We start from the raw sequence: 21522 nt of genomic DNA, 5'->3' as shown, positions 1-21522 counted from the left end.
CGAAAAAATCGTGTGTTATATGGATCAGTGGGGGCTGCCACTGGTGGCTGAAACCACCTCATTATTGGTAGCTTCGTCTTTCTCGGTGCGCTTTGAGAACCACCCTGTTTGAGCGTAAATAATGCCGATAGTGGGTGACAACCAACAAGCAAATGCTAATGGTGCGTATAGCAATGCACTGTAATCACCTGGAGTGACAACCAGCCCTAATGTTCCCATCACAAATGCGCCACCCGCATTCCAAGGGATCAAGGGCGAGACTAATGTGCCTCCTTCTTCAATCGCTCTGGATAGATTTAGTCTGCTATAACCGAGTTTGTCGTATTGCGGTCCAAACATACGGCCAGGTAACGCGATAGAGAGGTACACATCACCCGATACGGCGTTGGTCGCTACCGAAGTGAGGATGGCATTGGTTTGTAACCCTCTGAAACCTCGGGTGGACTTCATTATTGCATTGACGACAGACTCCAAACATCCGGTACGCTCCAGCGCGCCACCAAATGCCAGCGCAAACATCATTAAGGTAATCACCCAGGTCATGGATGTGACGCCACCACGATTCAGCAAATTATTCAGCGCTGCAGATCCTGTCTCTATTTTGTATCCACTGTGGGCAAATGTCAGAATGTCATTCAGGTTGTAATCATAATTATGCACTGCTACACCGGCACCGAAAACAAAACCTGTAAACAGGGCAGGGATCGGCGCTATTTTGTAAAAAGCGAGCACCATCACCACCAAAAGTGGCAGCAAAGGAAGAAAACCAAGAGAGAAATGACTCTCCAAACCCGATTGAATAGCGGTGATTTCTTGTAGCTGCTGAGCGCCTGATGTCGTATCGCTCATCACCACACCACCAAGAATGGAGTACAGCGTTAAAGCGATTAGCATGGCTGGAATGGTGGTCGGCATCATGTTGCGAATATGAGCGAACACATTCGTTTCAGTCACAGCGGCAGCAAGGTTGGTCGTATCAGACAACGGTGAGATTTTATCGCCAAAAAAAGCACCAGATACAACGGCTCCCGCCGTCCAGTAGGCTGGGATACCAAAAGCAAAACCAATACCCACTAAGGCAAGACCCACCGTACCGACAGTGGTCCAACTCGAACCAATAGAAAGGGAAACGACAGAGCACAATAACATTGTGGCAGCAAGAAACCATTCAGGTTCGATTAACACTAAACCGTAATAGATCAGCGTCGGTACCGTACCACTGGCAATCCAAGTGCTGACTAGCATACCCACAACAATAAGGGTTGCAATTGAAGGCATCGCCACGTGTAAAACACGAAATGCACCGGACTCTATGTCCTGCCACCGAAGCCCTTGATACCAACCAACCAGCGCGGTAATGGCGAAGCCAATGGCCAGCGCAATATGTGGGGTGAAGTCGTCATAATAAAAAATTTGTGTCGCTAACAGCGCAATGGTGAGAATAATCGGTACGATCGCCAAGCCTAGTGGTGGTGGCGCCGTATAATCTGAATTCTTTTTAGTCATAGGTATTTTTCCAAATAAAGTCACGAGAATCACACCAAGCAAGGTGCGCCGCGTATGGAAATCCTGCTAGTGGATAAACAGGCCGACAGCAAAATAAAAGGCCAAGTACACGTCGGCCTTATTACTATTTAAACGCTCTGTACTGACTGGTAAGCCAGAATCGCGCCAGCCAGATCTTCACGAGAATCACCGACCGATTTGAAAAGAGTGATTGCGGCTTCAGGATCGTCAAGGCCTGCACGCCCTGCATGTTGACCACTACACAAGGTTGAGAAATCGGCTAAGATACTCTCTTCGGTAATCGCGCCATCACGGATAGGCATGATTAACTCACCCGTCTCAACCAGTGCTGCTGCTTTCACATCCACAAAAACATTGGCTCGTTTTAGCGCTTCATTGTTGGTTTCACGCATCGTAGGGGTAAAGCTTCCTACTAAGTCTAAATGCGCACCGGGTTTAAGCCACTCACCTTTAATGATTGGGGCCGTTGAAAGCGTTGCACAACTAATCAGATCTGCGTCTCTTGCTACCGCTTCCAGTTGATCATTTGGGCAGGCAACAGCGTCCACTCCCTCATCGCGTAACTCTGTTGCTAATTGCTCAGCAGCGGACTGGTTAATATCCCACACATGAACGGTCTTGATTGGACGTACACTCATATGGGCTGGGACTAAGCGTCGTGCCACTCTTCCAGCTCCAACCATCAGCATTTTGCTCGCCGTTTCACGTGATAGATAATGAGAAGCTAATGCTGAAGCGGCCGCGGTTCTGCGTGCCGTTAGTTCGTTCCCATCAATCTGAGCTAACATTTTTCCAGTTTTACCACAGCTAAGTAGATAATGGCTGCTGAGCCCTGGTTGATTACGAGCAGAGTTGCCCGGAAATACATTGACCTGTTTCACTCCCAAATACTCACCTTCAATCCATGCCGGCATTAATAGCAAAGTCGCGCTAGGATCTTGCGGTACATTCATGGTGTGGTGATGACGAATCGGTGCCGTTACATCGCGTGTGAAAATATCCTTTAGCGCGTCGACTAAAGGTAGCCACGGTAGTGCGTTGTGAACCTGTTGTTGGTTAAGTTGCATGTCATTCTTCCTTCCCTGTTAATATATTGTTATGTTATCTGTTAAAAGAGATGAACATTTGCCTGAGACTCTGTGGTATTTAACTCAGACTCCGAAAGTGAAAGATTTTGGGGAAGGAAGTACTACAGTGGGAAAACTAAGCACGCAGATAAACGTAGGAAAGACACGGTGAATCAAACTCAGATCAGACGAAATGTTATTGCTAGACGCCAGGGTCAGCACCTACACAGCTATGCTCAAGTTCTGCTAGGTTGGCGAGGTACCATGGCGTGTGAGTTTGAACGTGAAAGTGGGCAAATAGGTCACGGTACGGTGGCGGTCATCCCCAATAATGCACCGCATTTTTATAATGGCCTAAGTGAAGACAGCGAATTATTGGTCATTGACTTAGCGCCTGCCGACCCTTACATCCAAGCTCTAGAGCAAGCGTGTAATTTATCATTACAGGAATCGATATTTCAGCAGCCTTATTTTTTAGATTTAGGGGCCGAAAGCCAGATATTATTGGACTTTGCCGCTCAGAAAGTTCGGCAAGATACGATGTCACCACAGATAAACTGCCAGTTAGTGTCGTTGTTTTTAACGCAATTAGGCCAAATGTCGGCATCATCTACTACGCCTTCACCTCACCGCCGTTTAGAAACGAGTCACTTAAATGCTTACATCGACCAACACATTGCGACTGCGTTAACGAATGCTCAGCTTGCTCATGCAATGCATTTGAGTGAGAGCCACTTTTACTGTTTATGCCAAAAACAGTTTGGGGTGACACCGCAAAAATATGTCATTCAGCGACGCATGCAAAAAGCACAGCTTTTACTTCGCAGCAGCAACATGCCAATGACTGAACTCGCGGCCGAGGTTGGCTTTTCTCAGCTATCGAGTTTTTCTCGTGCCTACAAACGCAGCTTTCAACATTCGCCTAGCGACACACGCCGAAAGCCACGCTAATAACAAATCGATAGGTCACGCTTATTCGGTTTATTAATAGTGAATCGAGTTAATGAACCACTCTTTGTCGCCTTCCGGTGTGGTTACCGTAAACTCATCATCCACTTCTTTCTTGAGCAGAGCTCTCGCCATTGGCGAGTCGATAGAGATATAACCTTTAGCATCGCCGTAGATCTCTTCGGGACCGACAATACGAAACTTCTTAATGTCCCCATCTTCATTCTCAATTTCGACCCAAGCACCGAAAAATACCTTACCTTCTTGCTGCGGAGAGTAATCCACGATAGTGACATCAGGTAGGAATTTGCGTAAGAAACGCACTCGACGATCAATCTGACGAAGCAAACGCTTATTGAACGTGTAATCTGCGTTTTCCGAGCGATCTCCAAGGCTTGCAGCCCAAGTGACTATTTTTGTGATTTCTGGACGTTTTTCGTGCCATAAATGGTCATGTTCTGCTTTGAGCTTGTTATAACCTTCTCGGGTGATAAGTTTGGTTTTCATATATCGGACTTAATGAAATGATGTTCTAAGATAGAATATATAGAAAGGCAACATACGTTAACAATTATTTAGGCGACTTTTTCCTCAATAATGTTACATTTTTAATGTCTTATACAATTTACCAAAAATGCTTAACCTACGGTTTGAGCTTTAATAGGTGGAACCATTACATGCAAGAAAACTACAAAATTTTAGTGGTCGATGACGATGCTCGCTTACGTGCATTGTTGGAACGCTATCTGTATGAGCAGGGCTTTCAAGTGCGTAGCGTGGCAAACAGTGAGCAGATGGACCGCCTGTTAACCCGTGAAAATTTTCACTTGATGGTATTGGATTTAATGATGCCGGGCGAAGATGGCCTCTCGATCTGTCGTCGTCTACGCAACGCAAATAACTCACTACCTATTTTAATGCTGACAGCAAAGGGTGATGAGGTCGACCGTATTGTGGGTTTGGAAGTGGGGGCCGATGACTACCTGCCGAAACCATTTAACCCGCGTGAGCTTTTGGCTCGCATTAAAGCGGTAATGCGCCGCCAAGTGATTGAAGCGCCGGGCGCACCAAGCACGGAAGAGTCTGTGGTTGAATTTGGTGAGTTCCGCCTGAACTTAGGTACGCGTGAAATGTTCCGTGGTGATGAGCCAATGCCACTGACTTCCGGTGAATTTGCTGTGTTGAAGTCACTTGTGACCAACGCTCGTGAGCCAATGTCTCGCGATAAGCTAATGAACATGGCACGTGGCCGTGAATATGCAGCGATGGAACGTTCTATTGATGTTCAGATTTCACGTTTGCGCCGCCTTGTTGAAGAAGACCCAAGTAAACCCCGTTATATCCAAACCGTGTGGGGCCTAGGTTATGTCTTCGTTCCAGAAGGTAAAGCGGTGTAATCTCGCGTTATAAGATCAAAAGCGGCTTTACCGGTTCTGTGATTCAGAGTTTATTATTTACGGGCCACCTCATTGATATGTGGTGGCCCGTTTTCTATTCAGCACAATGAGAGATACCAATCGTAGTAAATAACTGCTCACCCTAGCTTGTTAAAACGCTCGATAACTTCGTTAGAAATTTTGATTGTAGAATAACTACTTATCAAAAATTGCTGCCTTGTTCTCAAGCCTTTTTCCGGCGCTATTTATGATCATTTACTTACTGTGATTGGTATTACAGCTATAGTTCCCACTATATCCCTTTATCACCTCTAACTTTAGGCCTTCTATGCGTATACGTAGCTCCTTTACTCAGTCGATAGTGCTCTTGTTAACTTTGCTGGTTGCCAGCCAAGTTTTTTCTTACTACGCCGTATTTAACTATGCTTTGATGCCGAGTTTGCAGCAGTTTAATAAGATCTTGGCTCATGAGTTAAACCTAGTGTTGGATCAAGACAGTGACATGGATATCGAGATTGATGCACCGCTACGTCAGCGTGTGCTTGAACAGCTAGGAGTCACCGTTCATGCCAAGGACAGCGGAGCGGCGGATGAGTATTACCATGCGGTGGCGATTGATCTGATGAGCGAGGAGATGACCAAAGAACTCGGCTCTGAGACGGAAGTGCGGCTGATGTTAGGCAAAGAGAGTTACGTGTTGTGGATGGACATTGCGCAGCTACCTAATTCTTTGATTCGTATTCCGCTATCAGAGTTGCAAGAGGAAGACTTTGCCCCTCTTTTTCGTAATAGCTTGATCATGGCGATGTTGATTGTCGCGGGTGGTTGGTTGTTTATTCGATTACAAAACCGACCATTAATTACCTTGGAGAAAGCGGCTCAAGGTGTCGGGCGAGGTGAGATTCCCCCACCATTGCCAGTTCAAGGTGCACAAGAGATTCGTTCCGTCACTCGAGCCTTTAATCAAATGTCGAAAGGTATTCAAGAGTTGGAAGAAGATCGAGCGCTGCTGATGGCAGGTATCAGCCATGACTTACGTACTCCATTAACGCGAATCCGATTAGCGACTGAGATGATGTCGCCAGAAGATGGCTATTTAGCGGAAGGGATCATCAGTGATACCGAAGAGTGTAATGAGATCATCAGCCAGTTTATGGATTACCTAAAGCCTGTTGATCGAGATTCATTCCAAGCGGTGTTTGTCGATGATATTGCTCGAGAAGTTTCTAGCTCTGAGGGTGGGTACGAGGTACAGATTGAAACTGATATTTCAGAATCAATGAAACCCGCCTTAGGGAACCCGATTGAAATGAAGCGTGCGGTGAGCAACTTGGTGGTCAACGCGCTGCGTTATGGTAATGGTTGGGTCAAAGTATCAACGGGAATGACAGCCGACAATAAGCTTGCTTGGGTAACGGTGGAGGATAATGGTCCGGGTATTCCGCAAAACCAAGTCGGTAAGCTGTTTGAACCGTTCACGCGCGGTGATACGGCGCGTGGTAGTGAAGGTACAGGCTTAGGCTTGGCTATTGTCAAACGTATTGTCAGCCAGCACCAAGGCGCAGTGGTGGTTAACAATCGTAGTGAAGGTGGTTTGAAAGCGCAGATCAGTTTCCCTGTAAAACCTTAGAGTTGAACGGACTAGTACGAAAAAGGCTTCCTTGAGGGAAGCCTTTTGACGTTTTGGATTAAAGTTGCTTTGTTCATTAAGCCTTAGAATACACATCACGCTCGCCCAACCAACGGTTGATGATCGCCTTGGCATTCTCCGGGTAGCTATCGTGAATATGACGCGCAATACGCTGCACTTCAGGAATCAGTCGCTGGTCTCGTACCAAGTCAGCAATCTTGAAGTCGGCTAAGCCCGTCTGTTTGGTACCAAGCAGTTCACCGGGGCCTCGAATCTCTAAGTCACGCTGCGCAATCACAAAACCATCGTTACTTTCACGAAGCACACCTAAGCGCTTCTGAGCAGTTTTAGACAGTGGTGAGTGGTACAGCAATACACAGTGGCTCGCGACCGAACCTCGGCCGACACGGCCACGAAGCTGGTGGAGTTGTGCTAGGCCAAGACGCTCTGGGTTCTCGATGATCATTAAGCTCGAATTTGGCACATCTACACCCACTTCAATCACGGTTGTCGCAACCAATAGGTGCAGTTTGTTCTCTTTGAACTCCTGCATCACTGCTTGCTTCTCGGCTGGCTTCATCCGTCCATGCACCAAACCAATTTTTACGTCTGGCAGTTTGCGTTGCAGCTCTTCTGCAGTATCAGCCGCGGCTTGCGCTTCTAGGACTTCCGATTCATCAATGAGCGTACACACCCAATAGGCCTGCTTGCCCTCATTGAGACACGCATAACGTACGCGTTCGACAATATCATCCCGTTTGGTGTCAGGAATCGCCACGGTTTGAATCGGTGTTCGACCCGGCGGCAATTCATCAATAATCGAAGTTTCGAGATCGGCATACGCTGTCATGGCTAACGTTCTTGGAATCGGGGTGGCGGTCATCACCAATTGATGTGGGTAATAACCTTGTTTTGCGCCTTTCTCACGCAGTTCTAATCGCTGGTGGACACCAAATCGGTGTTGCTCATCAATGATCACCAAGCCAAGGTTTTTGAACTCGACATGCTCTTGGAATAGCGCATGAGTACCAACCACCATTTGCGCTTCGCCACTGGCAATGCGCGCTAGCTCGGTTTCACGGGCTTTGCCTTTGAGTTTGCCAGCCAGCCAGCCGACTTGAATGCCCATCGCTTCAAACCAGTTGGCGAAGTTGATCGCGTGCTGTTCTGCCAAGAGTTCGGTGGGTGCCATCAGCGCCACTTGTTGGCCATGCTCTAATGCTCGAACCGCTGCCAGTGCAGCAACCAAGGTTTTACCTGAGCCAACATCACCCTGTACTAAGCGCATCATAGGGTGCGGTTTTTCAAGGTCAGCTTCGATCTCTTTGGTGACTCGTGCTTGAGCATTGGTTGGCGAAAACGGTAGCTGAGCTAATAGCTTGTCTTTGAGTGTATGTACTGGAGGAAAGGGCATCGCTTTGTCTTGCTGTCCTTTACTGCGAACCGATAGCATCGATAGGTTTTGAGCCAGTAGCTCTTCCATAATTAGGCGCAGCTGAGCAGGGTGCTTACCTTCATCAAACTGCTCTAGGTCAATCCCTGGAGGTGGTCTGTGAATGGTGTGCAGTGCTTGGGCGAGGGTAATTTGGTGATCGTATAAACCGGAAGGCAAAAGTTCATTCACCGCGGCCTTGTCGATCAGCTCTAACGCTTGGTCAGTCAGATTGCGCAGTGTGACTTGTCTTAGCCCTTCGGTGGTTGGGTATACCGGAGTTAAGTTAGCTTCAACGTCAGGTTGCTGCCTTGGGGCAAAGAATTTGTAATCCGGGTGGACTATCTCCAGTCCCATATTGCCGCGCTTGATCTCACCATAAGCATGCACTTGTTTTCCTTCGGCAAAGTTATTTTTCATGCCGGCAGTGAAGTTAAAAAAGCGCAGAGTAATCGTACCGTTGCCATCGCTGATCTTTACCGTCAGCATCTTACGTTTACCGAAAATAGTATCAACGTGCATCACCTTGCCTTGTACTGCCGCCCAAAGGCCTGCGTGCAGTTTTACGATGGGATAGATACGTGTTCTATCTTCATAGCGTAAAGGGAGGTGAAACAGCAGATCTTGTACGTTGTTAAGCCCAACCTTTTCCAGTTTCTCTGCGACTTTAGCGCCGACTCCAGATAAAGAGTTGAGAGGGATAGCAGATAAAAGCTGTGACATAACAAGGCTCATATACGTAAGAGAGATGATCTATTCAAGCATTTTACTGGATTTTTGTACAGGATAAAGCTTAGAAGCAGATACGCGATGCGAGTAAACGAGATTCGAGGGAATAAGAGCAGATACGGGATGCGGGTAAACGAGATGCGAAGGGATTAAAACAGATGTGGAGCCAAGATGGTGAGTCACGAAGTTTTATGCTCTTCGCATCTCGCCATCTCGAATCCCTCATCTTTATTTTGATCAGTTCTTACGACGTCTTACCTTCAGCGCGTGTGGCATCACACGTAGCTTCTTCATAATACTTGCCAGGTGAACACGATCTTTAGTGGTCAGCAAGATTGTCACAGTGTACAAGCGTCCATCACGTTCTTCAGTTGAAATCGCGTGAATGTTAGATCCTGTTTTTGAGACAACATTCGTTAACTCAGCCAGCGCACCTTGGTGGTTCTGTAGATCAACCTTAAGTTCAGCGATGAACTCTTGATCATAATCATCAGACCATTCAACCGCCATGTATTTATCTGGTTCTTTCTGGTAACCACGAACGTTTGGACACGTTTCACGATGGACCACAAGACCACGGCCTGGAGAGACATGGGCGATGATGTGATCATCTGGAATCGGGTGACAACATTTAGCGAATGTCAGCAATAGACCTTCAGCCCCACGGATAGGTAATTTCTTCCTAGGTTTGTTGCTGTTGTTTTCCATTTCAGTCAGTTCGTCAGCATCACCGAGTAGACGGCGAGCAATCACGATACTCATCAACTCACCGAGACCAATTGATGTCAGTAAGTCTTCAATGTTGGTTAGACGAAGATCAGACAATACATGGTCAATATTCTCTTGGCCGATATCGGCAATAGAACGCTCGCCAAGTGCGTGATTAAGTAAACGACGACCTAGCGTAATCGACTCTTCGCGGCGCATCGTTTTTAGAACCTGACGGATCTTAGTACGAGCGCGTGAGGTCACTACGTAGTTGAGCCATGCTGCATTTGGGCGAGCGCCCGGAGCACTGATGATCTCAATCGTTTGACCATTCTTCAGCGACTTGCTGAGTGGATAAGGGTTCATGTCTACACGAGCCCCCACGCACATGTTGCCGACATCGGTATGGACCGCGTAAGCAAAATCGACCGCGGTTGCGCCTGCAGGAAGTTCGACAATGCGACCTTTCGGCGTGAACACGAAGATCTCATCTGGGAACAGATCAGATTTAACGTTTTCAATAAATTCGAATGAGTTACCTGCGCTTTGTTGAAGCTCAAGTAAGCTCTGCATCCAACGTTGTGCTTTAACCTGTGCGGTTGTCCCGTTGCTGCTGCGCGAACCATTGCCTTTGTAAGACCAGTGTGCAGCGACACCTTTGTCTGCCATTTGATCCATATCTTCAGTACGGATTTGAACCTCAACGGGCACCCCATGAGGGCCGATCATTGATGTATGCAGAGATTGGTAGCCGTTGGCTTTTGGTACCGCAATGTAATCTTTCATGCGGCCAGGGCGTGGTTTGTATAGGCTGTGAGCCTGACCAAGTGCGCGATAACAAGTATCTGGGGTATCAACTACGACGCGAAAAGCGTAAATGTCCATAATGGTGTGGAAGCGCTGTTCTTTGGTTTTCATCTTGTTGTAGATAGAGAACAGATTTTTTTCGCGACCAAGTACACGCGCTGGTAAACCGACTTCTTCAAGACGGCCTTCAATTTCGTTATGGATACGTTGGATCATTTCCTTACGGTTACCACGTGCAGCTTTCACTACGTTTTTAAGTACACGATAACGGTTAGGGTAGAGGGCTTCGAAGCCCAACTCTTCCAGTTCAGTCTTGATGTTATGAATACCAAGACGATGAGCTAGCGGAGAATAGATCTCTAGGGTTTCACGGGCAATACGACGCTTTTTGTCAGGACGAAGAGCCCCAAGCGTGCGCATGTTGTGCGTGCGGTCAGCTAATTTGATCAAGATAACGCGGATGTCTTGCACCATAGCGAGAACCATTTTGCGAAAGTTCTCTGCTTGCGCTTCTTTGCGATCACGAAATTTAAGCTTATCCAGCTTAGATACACCATCAACCAATTCAGCAACGGTATTGCCGAATTGAGCTTCTAGCTCCTCTTTTGTAACTTCAGTATCTTCAATTACATCATGGAGTAGGGCGGCTTGCAGAGTTTCGATATCCAGACGCATTTCTGCCAGAATTCTTGAAACCGCTACAGGGTGGATAATGTATGGTTCACCCGTTGAACGGGTTTGCCCTTCATGGGCGTTTCTCGCTACCACATAAGATTGACGCAGAGCCTCAACTTGAGGCTCTGTTAGGTATTCTTGGGCAACGTCTTTGAGGCTATCGAATAGATACAAATTAAAGGCCCGGAAGGTTAATTAGTTCGAATGACGCTTTTAGCGGCTGTGAGCTAACGACTGCGAGCTAACGAGTGTGAGCGATGCTGCTTACTGCTGCAAGTTCAGCCGCTTCTTGCTCTTGTTGCTCTTGACGCTCACGAGCATCTAGTACGTCTTTAGTGATAAGGCTTTCTTCGATTTCGCGAAGGGCGATAACCGTTGGCTTATCGTTTTCTTCAGGCACTAGTGAATCTTTGCCGCCAGTTTGCATTTGACGTGCGCGGCGAGCCGCAATAAGAACTAGGTCGAAACGGTTGCCAACTTTTTCAACAGCGTCTTGAACAGTTACGCGTGCCATGAGGACTCCAAATAGTAATTAACTAATAAATTTTTAATGACGAGAAAGTATACAAGTTTAACTAGATACTTACTAGCTTACCGTATACTTATCTCAGTGGAAAATCTAGTTCTAGATTATTCCGCCAGTAGTGCTGTAAGCATGCCGCTGTATTTTGCTGCTTGCTTATCTTGTTTTAAACGTTCCGCACGAATGATAGCTCTGAAGTCCATTAGGGCTGCATCAAAGTCATCATTCACGATCACATAATCGTATTCTGCATAGTGAGAAATTTCTGATTTTGCTTCGCTCATGCGTTTCGCAATAACGTCGTTGCTGTCTTGACCGCGAACATTCAAACGACGCTCAAGTTCACCATTTGATGGTGGAAGAATGAAAACACTCTTTGCTTGAGGCATTTGTTTACGGATCTGACGAGCACCTTGCCAGTCGATATCTAGAAATACATCGATACCGCGGTCTAGGTTTTCTTCAATCCAAACGCGTGAAGTACCGTAGTAGTTGCCGAACACTTCAGCGTACTCTAGGAACTCACCTTTACCGATAAGGTCTTCGAAGTGATGTTTTTCTACAAAGTGGTAGTGAACACCATTCTCTTCACCAGGGCGCATACCGCGAGTGGTGTGTGAAACAGATACCTTCATTGCGTAGGTTGGATTGGTTTCTAGCATTGCTGAGATCAAGCTCGACTTACCTGCGCCACTAGGTGCAGATACGATGTAAAGAGTACCTTTGCCCATCTGTATATTTCCACTGTTGGTTGGATTAAGTGCAGGCGATAAACCGACACTATAAAAGATAGCACTGACCTTAATTGTTGTACCGATGATTGCATCTATAAAGGAATAGCGAGTGAAATCAATAGAGGCAACTGGTAAAAATTAGGTCAGAAAAATGGAGGCGAAGAGTAGCATATTTAGATGATTGAGAACAACTGGCTTGATCGTTATTTATTAGTGAATGATCCTTTGACTGAGTTTGGTATAAATGTAATGACCCTCGACGCTCATTTTTTTATGTGATCTAGGCAAAAAATGTTGATGTTTTAATCTCAATCCTTACAATCCGCGCAAACGATTAAATGCTGTATATGTCTAGTGATATGGACTAGATGTTTCTACTACCGAGCCTATCTTGGTGACTACAGTTTTTAGTGTAGAGACCTCTCTATTCTCACAGCATTTGAATCACCAAATTCTTAATTTATTGCAAAGGTTTTGTTGTGAGTACCGATTCCACCCTGAAAGCCCAGAACACCTCTGGTTCGCTTGATTCGATGTTTAAAATCACTGAAAGAAAAACCACGATTGGCACTGAACTGTACGCGGGTTTTATTACTTTCTTGGCGATGAGCTACATTCTTGCGGTTAACCCGGCCATTTTGGGGGGGATCCCAGGTATGGACAAAGGGGCGGTATTTACTGCAACGGCATTGGCTGCGGCTATCGCAACGCTCATCATGGGCATTTGGGGCAACTACCCAGTCATGCTTGCACCGGGTATGAGCATGAACGGCTTCTTCAAAGGTTTGCTATTAAGTGGTTCAGTTGCAGTGCTTTGGAATGAGGCGCTGTTCGGCATTTTCCTGTCAGGTATCTTGTACCTCGCGTTCTCGTTAACCAATATTCGTAAGTCGATGATTGAGTCGATTCCTGAAGACTTGAAGCTGGCGATTACTGTGTCTCTCGGCTTATTCATTGCATTCTTAGGCCTTAAGAATGCAGGCATCATCGTTTCTAACCCGTTCGTACTGGTTGGCTTAGGCGACATTTCCGATCCAAAAGTGGTCATCGCTTACGTGAGCATCTTCATCGCACTAGGATGTATGGTTCGTGACATCAAGCTAGCGACGTTCATCTCGTTCGTTTCTGCTATCGTATTGACCATTCTTGCTGACTTCTTCATGGGCACTTCAAACGCACCCATTCCAGATCAGTTTGTTGCTATGCCGCCAAGCATGGCCGGCAGCTTCGGTGCTATTTTTGATTTCTCTGCTTTCACGCCTGAGAAAATGTTCGATCTCTTGTTCATTGTCCTTATCTTCCTGATTGTCGATTTCTTTGATGGCTTGAGCACAATTGTGGGCGTTGGCCGTGATGCGGGTATTATCGATAAAGATGGCAAGGTGCCAAACGCGAAGTCAGCGTTGGTTGCTGATGCCGGCGGTACGGTGATTGGTTCGATTCTTGGTACGACATCAATTACCGCTTTCTCTGAGTCTGGCATTGCTTCTTCTCAAGGTGCAAAAACGGGGTTAGCGGCAGTGATGGTGGCTGGCCTGTTCTTAATCTCGCTCTTCCTATACCCAATCTTCTCTATCTTCTCGGCAGCAATGGTTGCGCCAGCGATGGTCGTGGTCGGTATTTATATGGTGGGCCGTCTTGGCCAGATTAATTGGGAAAAGAAAGAGTCACGCATTGCAGCCTTCTTCACCATCATGTTCACAGTGCTAAGCTTCTCACCTGCGAACGGTATGGCGATGGGCTTCATCAGCTACGCATTCACTATGGTTGTCGCGGGTAAGCGTAAAGAAGTACACCCGCTTATCTACGGACTGTGTGTGGTGTTCTTAACTTACCTAATCCTGCTATAAGCTTAATAGCGAAGTAACGTTTGTTAAGTAACAGTCGTTAAGTAAAAAACCAATAGATGGCTCTGCAGTGAATGTGGGGCCATTTTTGTATTCGTCGCTTCTCTAGAGTGCATGCTAATGTAGAGGTTGGATTAATTATTTTTTGAAGAGTGACTATGTCTTCTCATTTACCTAAATCTTTTAGTAAACCGTTTTTAAAAGTGTTCCACATTATGGAAGCGGTCTTGCTGGTGGCGATCACACTGGCGACCTTGTTTGCGATGGTTGAAGAGTTCATGCACGTTTTTTCTGAGCGGCGAGTGCAACTGACCGATATTCTTCTGATGTTTATTTACTTGGAAGTGTTGGCGATGGTTCAGCAGTTTGTGATGAACGGTAAGATCCCAGTCCGATACCCAATCTACATTGCGATGATGGCGATTGCTCGTTACATCACCTTAGGTATGAAGGAGCTCGATGCAGTATTGATCGTTTGGTTGTCTTTAGCGGCCTTTACCCTGGCAGCTGCCACATTACTGATTCGAGTCGGACATCACTATTGGCCCTATGTAGACCTTCGAACTAAGCAACCTGATGAGTAGGAGTTGGTTTTCTTTCGACTCAGCGCGTAGCACAAGAACCCCAGTTCGCTGGGGCTCAATAGATGTAAATTGAACGAAAAATAAATTTTATTGAAATAACGCTTTACAACTCAGCTCAGATAACTAATAATCACCTCGCTCTGTTTTCAGAGTTATTAAATGAAACATCCAGTTGTAAAGAAAAACCCTCAGTATTGCTTCGTTGTTATCCTCAGTGTTTCCCTTAGCTTCATAGATACATTAAATAATTCAAGCTTTCAGCGCATCGCACTTTTGGCGATTAATTTTTTATTTTTATATAAGGGACACAACATGTCTAACAAAACAAACGGCGTAGTAAAATGGTTTAACGAAGAGAAAGGTTTCGGTTTCCTAACTCAAGACAACGGCGGCGCTGACGTATTCGTTCACTTCCGTGCTATCGCTTCTGAAGGTTTCAAGACTCTTAAAGAAGGCCAACAAGTGTCTTTCGAAGTAGAGCAAGGCCAAAAAGGTCTTCAAGCTGCAAACGTTGTAGCTGTATAAGATTTTAAGTCGACGCAGGTTGTATACAACCTGCGTCACTTTCCTGCTTTACCTTCTGCTTTAATTTCTATCTCCTGCTTCAAGTCTTCATCTCTCTCTGAAATATCTTTAATACCTTTTTACTTTCATTACCCCCATTACTTCTTTAATACCTTTTTACTTTCATTACCCCCATTACTTCTTTACACCCTTATCGTAATCCACAATCTATACTTCGTTCTAAGCTAATTTTCCGGCTCACTTTCTGATCTTCGATTTTTCTTGCTGTGCATCATTGTATTTATAAAAAAAAGCCCCTAAATTTAGGAGCTTATCTTTAAGTTAATCAACACTGATTCAGCTTGTTCTTACAAACTGTTATTCAATATTCTGGATCTGCTCACGCATCTGTTCGATAAGAACTTTAAGCTCTACGCCTGATGCTGTGATGTCTGTGCTGATAGACTTAGATGCTAGCGTGTTTGACTCACGGTTGAACTCTTGCATCATGAAGTCGAGCTTACGGCCACAAGCGCCGCCTTTCTTCAGTACTGCGTTTGCTTCTTTGACATGAGAGTCTAGACGGTCTAGCTCTTCTGCTACGTCTGACTTCTGTGCCAGCAAGATAAGCTCTTGCTCAACACGAGAACCTTCAAGCTCAATTTTCGCTTCTTCAAACTTGTTAAGTAGACGCTCACGTTGCCATTCTAAAATCTCAGGCATGCGTGCACGAACTTTCACGACTTCTTCAGTGATTGCATCTAAGCGCTGTACGATGAGCGCCTTCATATTCTCACCTTCGCGAGCACGAGCATCAATGAACTCTGCGATTGCTTCGTTGAATGCTTCTAGCAGGTCTTTGTTGATGGCATCCATGTCTTGCTCAGGTGTTTCCATCACGCCAGGCCAGTTCATCACTTGGAATGGGTTCAAACGGCTGTCTTCGCCTGTCATCGTCATTACTTGGTTCGCAGCATTGATTACTTGCTGAGCCAAACCTTCGTTAATGCTTAGCTCGCCCTTTGCTGCAGGGTTTGCCTCAAAGCGTAGGTTACATTCAACCTTACCGCGTGCAAGACGCTTACGGAAACGCTCACGCAAGATTGGCTCTAAACCACGGAACTGTTCAGGCATACGGAAGTAAGTTTCTAGGTAGCGTTGGTTTACACTACGGATTTCCCATACTGCGCTGCCCCAATCGCCTTTTACTTCTTTGCGTGCGTACGCGGTCATACTATAAATCATCGAATTTTCCTGTCTTTTATCATTCTGAAAATAACGCGCACGCATAGTATCACGATACGGGTTGCACCCGAAGCCGGAGCTTTTCACGTAGTTATCCTTTCAGCCTCATTCTTTCTTTCATGTTCGTTTCCTTTTCGCAGTAGTTCCCCTTTCACGGTAAACCTCCTGTTACGAAAAATAGCTTTCGATGATAAATCGCTTTGAACGGTAAATAGATTTGAAAGGTAAACTGCTATATAATCTTGCCCCAATCAAAACTGTCTCACCCCTTTCTCAGGTGATGCACTCTTTCGATAGTAAATCACTTCAGACTGTTAATAAGGTAGATACCAATGCGTCCAAATGACCGCGCTGCAGATCAAATTCGTCCAATTAAAATTACTCGTAACTACACAGCTTATGCTGAGGGTTCTGTATTAGTTGAGTTCGGCAACACTAAAGTTCTATGTAATGCAACGGTAGAAGAAAACGTGCCGCGTTGGTTAAAAGGCCAAGGAAAGGGTTGGGTAACCGCTGAATACGGTATGCTGCCACGTGCAACACACACTCGTAACCGTCGTGAAGCGGCGAGCGGTAAGCAAGGTGGTCGTACGATGGAAATCCAACGTCTGATCGCTCGTAGCCTGCGTGCAGTTGTTGATCTAAAAGCAATGGGTGAAATCATGATCACTGTCGATTGTGATGTTATCCAAGCCGATGGTGGTACACGTACTGCGTCTATCTCTGGTGCAAGCGTAGCGATGGCTGACGCAATCAAGAGCCTATTAGACAGCGGCAAACTGAAAAAGAACCCAATGAAAGGCCACGTAGCGGCAGTTTCAGTGGGCATCGTTGGTGCACAAGCACTGTGTGACCTTGAGTATGTTGAAGACTCAGCAGCTGATACCGACATGAACGTTGTAATGACCGAAGACGGTAAGATGATTGAGATTCAAGGCACCGCAGAAGGCGAACCGTTCAGCCACGAAGAGCTGATGCAGCTTTTAGCCCTGGCGAATAAGGGCATTGCTGACATTGTTGAAGCGCAAAAAGCTGCGTTGGCCGACTAATCATTTTTAATAGCTCCCAAATGGGGGCTATTTTTTTATTTTCATCATAGATAACTCTACACCTGTGTTAGCTACAATTTTTCACCCTAATCACATAGGTTCCCTATGCTCATAGGGCTGAAAAATTTTGCTGCCTTGTTGTAGAGCTATCTATTTAGAAAATACATCATCGTTAGCTTTCGAAGTGATCGGAAGTTAGGAATTGGAAAGTAAATTAATTTAGAGGATGAGCATGAAAGCATATCAACGTGAATTTATTGAATTTGCACTAGAGAAAGAAGTACTTAAGTTTGGTGAGTTTACTTTAAAGTCTGGCCGTAAGAGCCCTTACTTCTTCAATGCTGGATTGTTTAATACAGGTCGTGACCTAGCGCGTTTAGGTCGCTTCTACGCAGCAGCATTGGCTGATTCTGGCATTGAATTCGATGTGCTATTTGGCCCTGCATACAAGGGTATTCCAATTGCAACGACAACAGCGGTTGCATTGGCAGATCACCACGATGTAGACACGCCTTACTGCTTTAACCGTAAAGAAGCGAAAAACCACGGCGAAGGTGGCAATCTAGTAGGTAGCGCACTTGAAGGTCGCATCATGCTAGTGGACGACGTGATCACTGCAGGTACTGCGATTCGTGAGTCGATGGAAATCATCCAAGCAAACGGCGCTGATTTAGCGGGCGTGCTTGTTGCTATCGACCGTCAAGAGAAGGGCAAAGGCGAACTGTCTGCGATTCAAGAAGTTGAGCGTGACTTCGGTTGTGCAATCATCTCAATCGTTAGCCTGACTGACTTGGTGACTTTCCTTGAAGAGAAAGGCACAGACGCCGCGCACCTAGAATCTGTAAAAGCGTACCGCGCTCAATACGGAATCTAATTCCTGAAATGTCGAATCTAACAGTTTAGCGTTCTAAGTTTAGAATCGAAAAATCAAAAAGGCCCGAGAGATAAATATCTGTCGGGCCTTTTACTTTTCTATTGAAGTGAGCAGTTTCCTATCTAAAGATAGGCGCTCTATTTGTAGCGGTAACTCTATTTATAACGGCTACTCTATTTATAACGAATACCGCGCTCCACTTCTGGATCTTCCATTGTTTTGAAGCGCTTGTGTAGCCACATCCATTGCTCTGGAGCACGTAAGATAATCTTCTCAAGGTAGCGGTTCATGTAAGCCGCCGCTGCTTTCTCATCTTTCTGTGGGTAGTTATCTTCGATTGATTCATCGGCCATGATTTCATACTTGCCATCGGCATTTCTAAAACCTGAACCCGGAACAATTGCGCATCGGCTGGTGTAAGCCAGAATGCTAGTCCCTGTGGTAGTACACGCATCTTCTACCGCGAAGAAAGGCACAAACACAGCTTTGTTACGACCGTAATCATGATCTGGCAGATAGAAAAGGATCTCACCCTGACGCAGAATTCGAATCATACGTTTCACATCTTTACGGTGAATCAAGCGATTGCCGTTCTGAGTACGACCTCGGTATTGAATGAACTCATAAGCTGGATTGTTGTGCGGGCGGTAAACACCTAAACCAGAAATGCCAAGTACCGCCATTGCTCGCGCAGTGATCTCTAGATTTAAGGCATGAACGCAGCATAGAAGAACCCCTTTACCGTTGGCTTTGTGAGTACGCAGCATTTGGGTGTCTTTGTCCACTAGGATGCGCTTGAAACGCCATGTTGGCCAAAACCACGTAATACCGGTTTCGATTAGCGCCATACCAGTATTCTTAAAGTTCTCACTGACCATTGTCGCGACTTCATCAGCTGGCTTGTCTGGGAAGGCGAGTTCCAAGTTACGGGTTGCTACAGCGACGCGCTTCTTGCCAAAACGAGCACCAAGAGAACCCAATAAACGACCTAGCAGTAATAACATACGGTAAGGGAGAACATTAACGATAAGCGCTAATAGCCCAAAACCGAACCAAACGCCCCAGTATTTAGGGTGGAGTAACGCCAGAGTAAAAGGTGGCTTAGTAATAACGTGTTGTGCAGTGCTGTTTGTCGGAGAAGTTTTCGTCGTCATAACCATCACTTAAGATTTGATTGCTACTTAATTTAATTGCTACTTAATTTGAGCGCTTAGCAGAGCCCAATAAGCATCAAAGTTTTCTGTCGGTTGATATTTGAAATCTGAGCGAACAAATCGATTCAAGCTACCTTCAACTTGACCTAGCAGCTGAGCGGCTAAGATTTTCTCATCAACCGGGAATGATTTCCCTTCACGAAGCTTTCTTTCACGCAGGATCTGGCGAAGTTGCGTCTCAATGCGTTCGAAAAGTTGGTTGATGCGATCACGCAGGCGTTCATTTTCAAACATTAGAGCATGGCCAGACAAAATTCGAGTCAGGCCTGGGTTACGTTCTGAGAAAGCTAAAATAAGTTGTAGCACTAGGCGTATGCGCTCTAGCGTGTCTTTCTCTTCATCCAGAATGCGGTTGATTCGAGACATCAACGCTTCTTCAATGAACTCGATCAGGCCTTCAAACATGCGGGCTTTGCTTGGGAAGTGGCGGTATAATGCAGCTTCAGAAACACCCACTTGCTTGGCCAACTTTACCGTTGTGATACGAGAAGCACCTTCGGTCGATTCCAACATTTGTGCGAGAGCTTGTAGGATTTCTTCACGACGGTTTGATTTTCGAGCACCAGCCATCTATTTACTTCCTTTCCTAAAGATGAGGATTGAGTGAAGAAGGATTATAAACACCATTCAATTCTGTTTCCTAGTTTTGTGAGCCCTAGGTCAACAGAATCGAGAGGTGTCAGCAGATTGTCAGAGCAAAATTGTGCGTTTATGCATCAATAAGCTTTTGGATCTGATCGAGGATCTGGAAACCAAGTGTGTCTTTGCTTTCCAGTGGTAGAGATTTATCGCCGCCTTTCCAATAAAGGTGCAGCTCATTGCTACTGCTATTGAAGCCTTGCCCTTCGACAGATACGTCGTTGGCGCAAATCATATCGAGATTCTTTCTTTCAAGTTTGCCGCGTGCGTACTTCTCAACATCTTGAGTTTCTGCTGCGAAGCCGACAGTAAATGGGCGACCTTCGGTCATTGAAGCGACAGAAGCGACGATATCTGGATTCTTAACCATTTGAATGGTCATGTCGTCTTTACCATCGACCTTTTTAAGCTTTTGGTCTGCGATGGTCTCAGGGCGATAATCGGCAACCGCGGCGCAGCTGATGAAAATATCGTGTTGAGAAGCGCTTGCTGCAACCGCATCAAACATCTGTTGAGCGCTGTCGACATCAATACGAGTCACTTGGCTTGGTGTCGCGAGTGATACAGGGCCGCTGACTAGAGTGACTGTTGCGCCTTGTTTGGCGGCTGCTTCAGCCAGTGCATAGCCCATCTTGCCTGAGCTGTGATTGGTAATGTAACGCACAGGGTCAATCGCTTCACGAGTCGGACCTGCAGTAATAAGCACAGAACGGCCAGTAAGCGGCTTAGGTTGGAAGAAGTCTTCACAGCGATGTACTAGCTGCATTGGCTCTAACATACGACCCATACCGACATCACCACACGCTTGCTCGCCAGCCGCAGGTCCCCAGATTTCACAACCACGACGTTTTAGTGTCGCGATGTTTTCTTGAGTCGCAGGATGGCTGTACATTTGCTGGTTCATGGCCGGAGAGACCGCAACTGGTGCATCGGTTGCTAAAACCAAAGTGGTCAGCAAGTCGTTACCCATGCCAGCTGTCATGCGCGCAATAAGGTCGGCGGTTGCTGGTGCTAGTAATACCAAGTCAGCCCACTTTGCGAGCTCGATGTGCCCCATGGAAGCTTCCGCCGCAGGATCAAGCAAACTATCAGACACTGGCCTTCCAGAGACGGCTTGCATGGTGAGGGGAGTAATGAACTCCTTGGCCGCATTTGTCATCACGACTTGTACCTGTGCTCCACGTTCAATTAAGCGACGAGTCAGTTCGGCACATTTATAAGCAGCGATACCACCACTAATACCAAGTAGGATTTTTTTACCTGCTAGGCCTTGTTGGTCTGCGTTACTCAGTTGATTAACCAATGTTTGCATGATTCTGTTCCTTAATTTTTCTGGGACTTACGATATCAGAACAAAGGATGAGTGCCTAGAAGCAGAGTTCGAACAGA

Annotated in this window: 19 protein-coding genes and 1 riboswitch; of the genes, 8 read left to right on the top strand and 11 right to left on the bottom strand. The window is 46.1% G+C overall.

The features are described 5' to 3' along the window. Positions 1-24: 24 nt before the first annotated feature. Both nhaC and OCV24_RS13410 read right to left on the bottom strand, forming a co-directional pair. Positions 25-1506: a Na+/H+ antiporter NhaC gene (gene nhaC, locus OCV24_RS13415; protein ID WP_150879086.1), complete on the bottom strand. Its 1482-nt coding sequence runs from the start codon at positions 1504-1506 to the stop codon at positions 25-27. Between the two features lie 128 nt (positions 1507-1634). Continuing rightward, positions 1635-2594, bottom strand: a complete 960-nt coding sequence (locus tag OCV24_RS13410; RefSeq protein WP_017055623.1) for an ornithine cyclodeaminase family protein — start codon at positions 2592-2594, stop codon at positions 1635-1637. A gap of 168 nt (positions 2595-2762) precedes the next feature. Between OCV24_RS13410 and OCV24_RS13405 the strand changes: the two genes are divergently transcribed. Then, positions 2763-3545: an AraC family transcriptional regulator gene (locus OCV24_RS13405; RefSeq protein WP_150879084.1), complete on the top strand. Its 783-nt coding sequence runs from the start codon at positions 2763-2765 to the stop codon at positions 3543-3545. Between the two features lie 33 nt (positions 3546-3578). Here the strand turns inward: OCV24_RS13405 and greB are convergent, their stop codons facing one another. After that, positions 3579-4049: a transcription elongation factor GreB gene (greB, locus tag OCV24_RS13400; protein WP_017055625.1), complete on the bottom strand. Its 471-nt coding sequence runs from the start codon at positions 4047-4049 to the stop codon at positions 3579-3581. Between the two features lie 170 nt (positions 4050-4219). Here greB and ompR point away from each other — a divergent pair, with 170 nt between their 5' ends. After that, positions 4220-4939 carry an osmolarity response regulator transcription factor OmpR gene (ompR, locus tag OCV24_RS13395; protein WP_150879082.1) on the top strand — a complete coding sequence of 240 codons (720 nt, stop codon included), beginning with the start codon at positions 4220-4222 and terminating at the stop codon, positions 4937-4939. 328 nt (positions 4940-5267) lie between these two features. Next, on the top strand, positions 5268-6569 hold the full coding sequence (gene envZ / locus OCV24_RS13390) for a two-component system sensor histidine kinase EnvZ (protein WP_150879080.1): 1302 nt from the start codon (positions 5268-5270) through the stop codon (positions 6567-6569). Positions 6570-6645: 76 nt separating this feature from the next. Here envZ and recG read toward each other — a convergent pair whose 3' ends face one another. The 4 genes from recG to gmk all read right to left on the bottom strand — a co-directional run bounded on the left by recG (position 6646) and on the right by gmk (position 12174). Then, entirely contained in the window at positions 6646-8724 is a 2079-nt protein-coding gene (gene recG, locus OCV24_RS13385; protein WP_150879078.1) for an ATP-dependent DNA helicase RecG, read from the bottom strand. Between the two features lie 243 nt (positions 8725-8967). Beyond that, positions 8968-11094: a bifunctional GTP diphosphokinase/guanosine-3',5'-bis pyrophosphate 3'-pyrophosphohydrolase gene (gene spoT, locus OCV24_RS13380; RefSeq protein WP_017055629.1), complete on the bottom strand. Its 2127-nt coding sequence runs from the start codon at positions 11092-11094 to the stop codon at positions 8968-8970. A 67-nt stretch (positions 11095-11161) separates the two neighbouring features. Beyond that, positions 11162-11434: a DNA-directed RNA polymerase subunit omega gene (gene rpoZ, locus OCV24_RS13375; protein ID WP_017055630.1), complete on the bottom strand. Its 273-nt coding sequence runs from the start codon at positions 11432-11434 to the stop codon at positions 11162-11164. A gap of 116 nt (positions 11435-11550) precedes the next feature. Continuing rightward, positions 11551-12174: a guanylate kinase gene (gene gmk, locus OCV24_RS13370; RefSeq protein ID WP_017055631.1), complete on the bottom strand. Its 624-nt coding sequence runs from the start codon at positions 12172-12174 to the stop codon at positions 11551-11553. 324 nt (positions 12175-12498) lie between these two features. Then, a riboswitch (purine riboswitch) is annotated at positions 12499-12598 on the top strand. Positions 12599-12656: 58 nt separating this feature from the next. On the opposite strand from gmk, the gene OCV24_RS13365 reads away from it, so the two are divergent. The 3 genes from OCV24_RS13365 (at position 12657) to cspE (ending at position 15133) form a co-directional block, all read left to right on the top strand. Further along, positions 12657-14027: an NCS2 family permease gene (locus OCV24_RS13365; protein ID WP_017055632.1), complete on the top strand. Its 1371-nt coding sequence runs from the start codon at positions 12657-12659 to the stop codon at positions 14025-14027. A 155-nt stretch (positions 14028-14182) separates the two neighbouring features. Further along, on the top strand, positions 14183-14608 hold the full coding sequence (locus OCV24_RS13360; protein ID WP_046223433.1) for a phosphate-starvation-inducible protein PsiE: 426 nt from the start codon (positions 14183-14185) through the stop codon (positions 14606-14608). A gap of 312 nt (positions 14609-14920) precedes the next feature. Then, entirely contained in the window at positions 14921-15133 is a 213-nt protein-coding gene (gene cspE, locus OCV24_RS13355) for a transcription antiterminator/RNA stability regulator CspE (protein ID WP_017055634.1), read from the top strand. Between the two features lie 357 nt (positions 15134-15490). Here cspE and OCV24_RS13350 read toward each other — a convergent pair whose 3' ends face one another. Then, the gene (locus OCV24_RS13350; protein WP_017055635.1) at positions 15491-16357 is read right to left on the bottom strand and encodes a YicC/YloC family endoribonuclease; all 867 of its coding nucleotides are present in this window, start codon (positions 16355-16357) and stop codon (positions 15491-15493) included. 332 nt (positions 16358-16689) lie between these two features. On the opposite strand from OCV24_RS13350, the gene rph reads away from it, so the two are divergent. Next, a complete protein-coding gene (rph, locus tag OCV24_RS13345; protein WP_017055636.1) occupies positions 16690-17406 on the top strand; it encodes a ribonuclease PH in 717 nt (238 codons plus the stop codon). 232 nt (positions 17407-17638) lie between these two features. Further along, on the top strand, positions 17639-18280 hold the full coding sequence (gene pyrE, locus OCV24_RS13340) for an orotate phosphoribosyltransferase (protein ID WP_017059267.1): 642 nt from the start codon (positions 17639-17641) through the stop codon (positions 18278-18280). Positions 18281-18453: 173 nt separating this feature from the next. Here pyrE and lpxL read toward each other — a convergent pair whose 3' ends face one another. The 3 genes from lpxL to coaBC form a co-directional block, all read right to left on the bottom strand. Beyond that, on the bottom strand, positions 18454-19434 hold the full coding sequence (gene lpxL, locus OCV24_RS13335) for an LpxL/LpxP family Kdo(2)-lipid IV(A) lauroyl/palmitoleoyl acyltransferase (protein WP_017055638.1): 981 nt from the start codon (positions 19432-19434) through the stop codon (positions 18454-18456). Positions 19435-19473: 39 nt separating this feature from the next. Then, on the bottom strand, positions 19474-20064 hold the full coding sequence (gene slmA / locus OCV24_RS13330) for a nucleoid occlusion factor SlmA (protein ID WP_017055639.1): 591 nt from the start codon (positions 20062-20064) through the stop codon (positions 19474-19476). A 139-nt stretch (positions 20065-20203) separates the two neighbouring features. Further along, positions 20204-21445, bottom strand: coding sequence for a bifunctional phosphopantothenoylcysteine decarboxylase/phosphopantothenate--cysteine ligase CoaBC (gene coaBC / locus OCV24_RS13325; protein WP_150879076.1), 1242 nt, complete (start codon positions 21443-21445; stop codon positions 20204-20206). Between the last annotated feature and the right edge of the window lie 77 nt (positions 21446-21522).

The sequence above is a fragment of the Vibrio kanaloae genome, from assembly GCF_024347535.1.
Taxonomy (GTDB): Bacteria; Pseudomonadota; Gammaproteobacteria; order Enterobacterales; family Vibrionaceae; genus Vibrio; species Vibrio kanaloae.
Note: the sequence above shows the minus strand (reverse complement) of the source record. Positions and strands in the feature narration are given on the sequence as shown.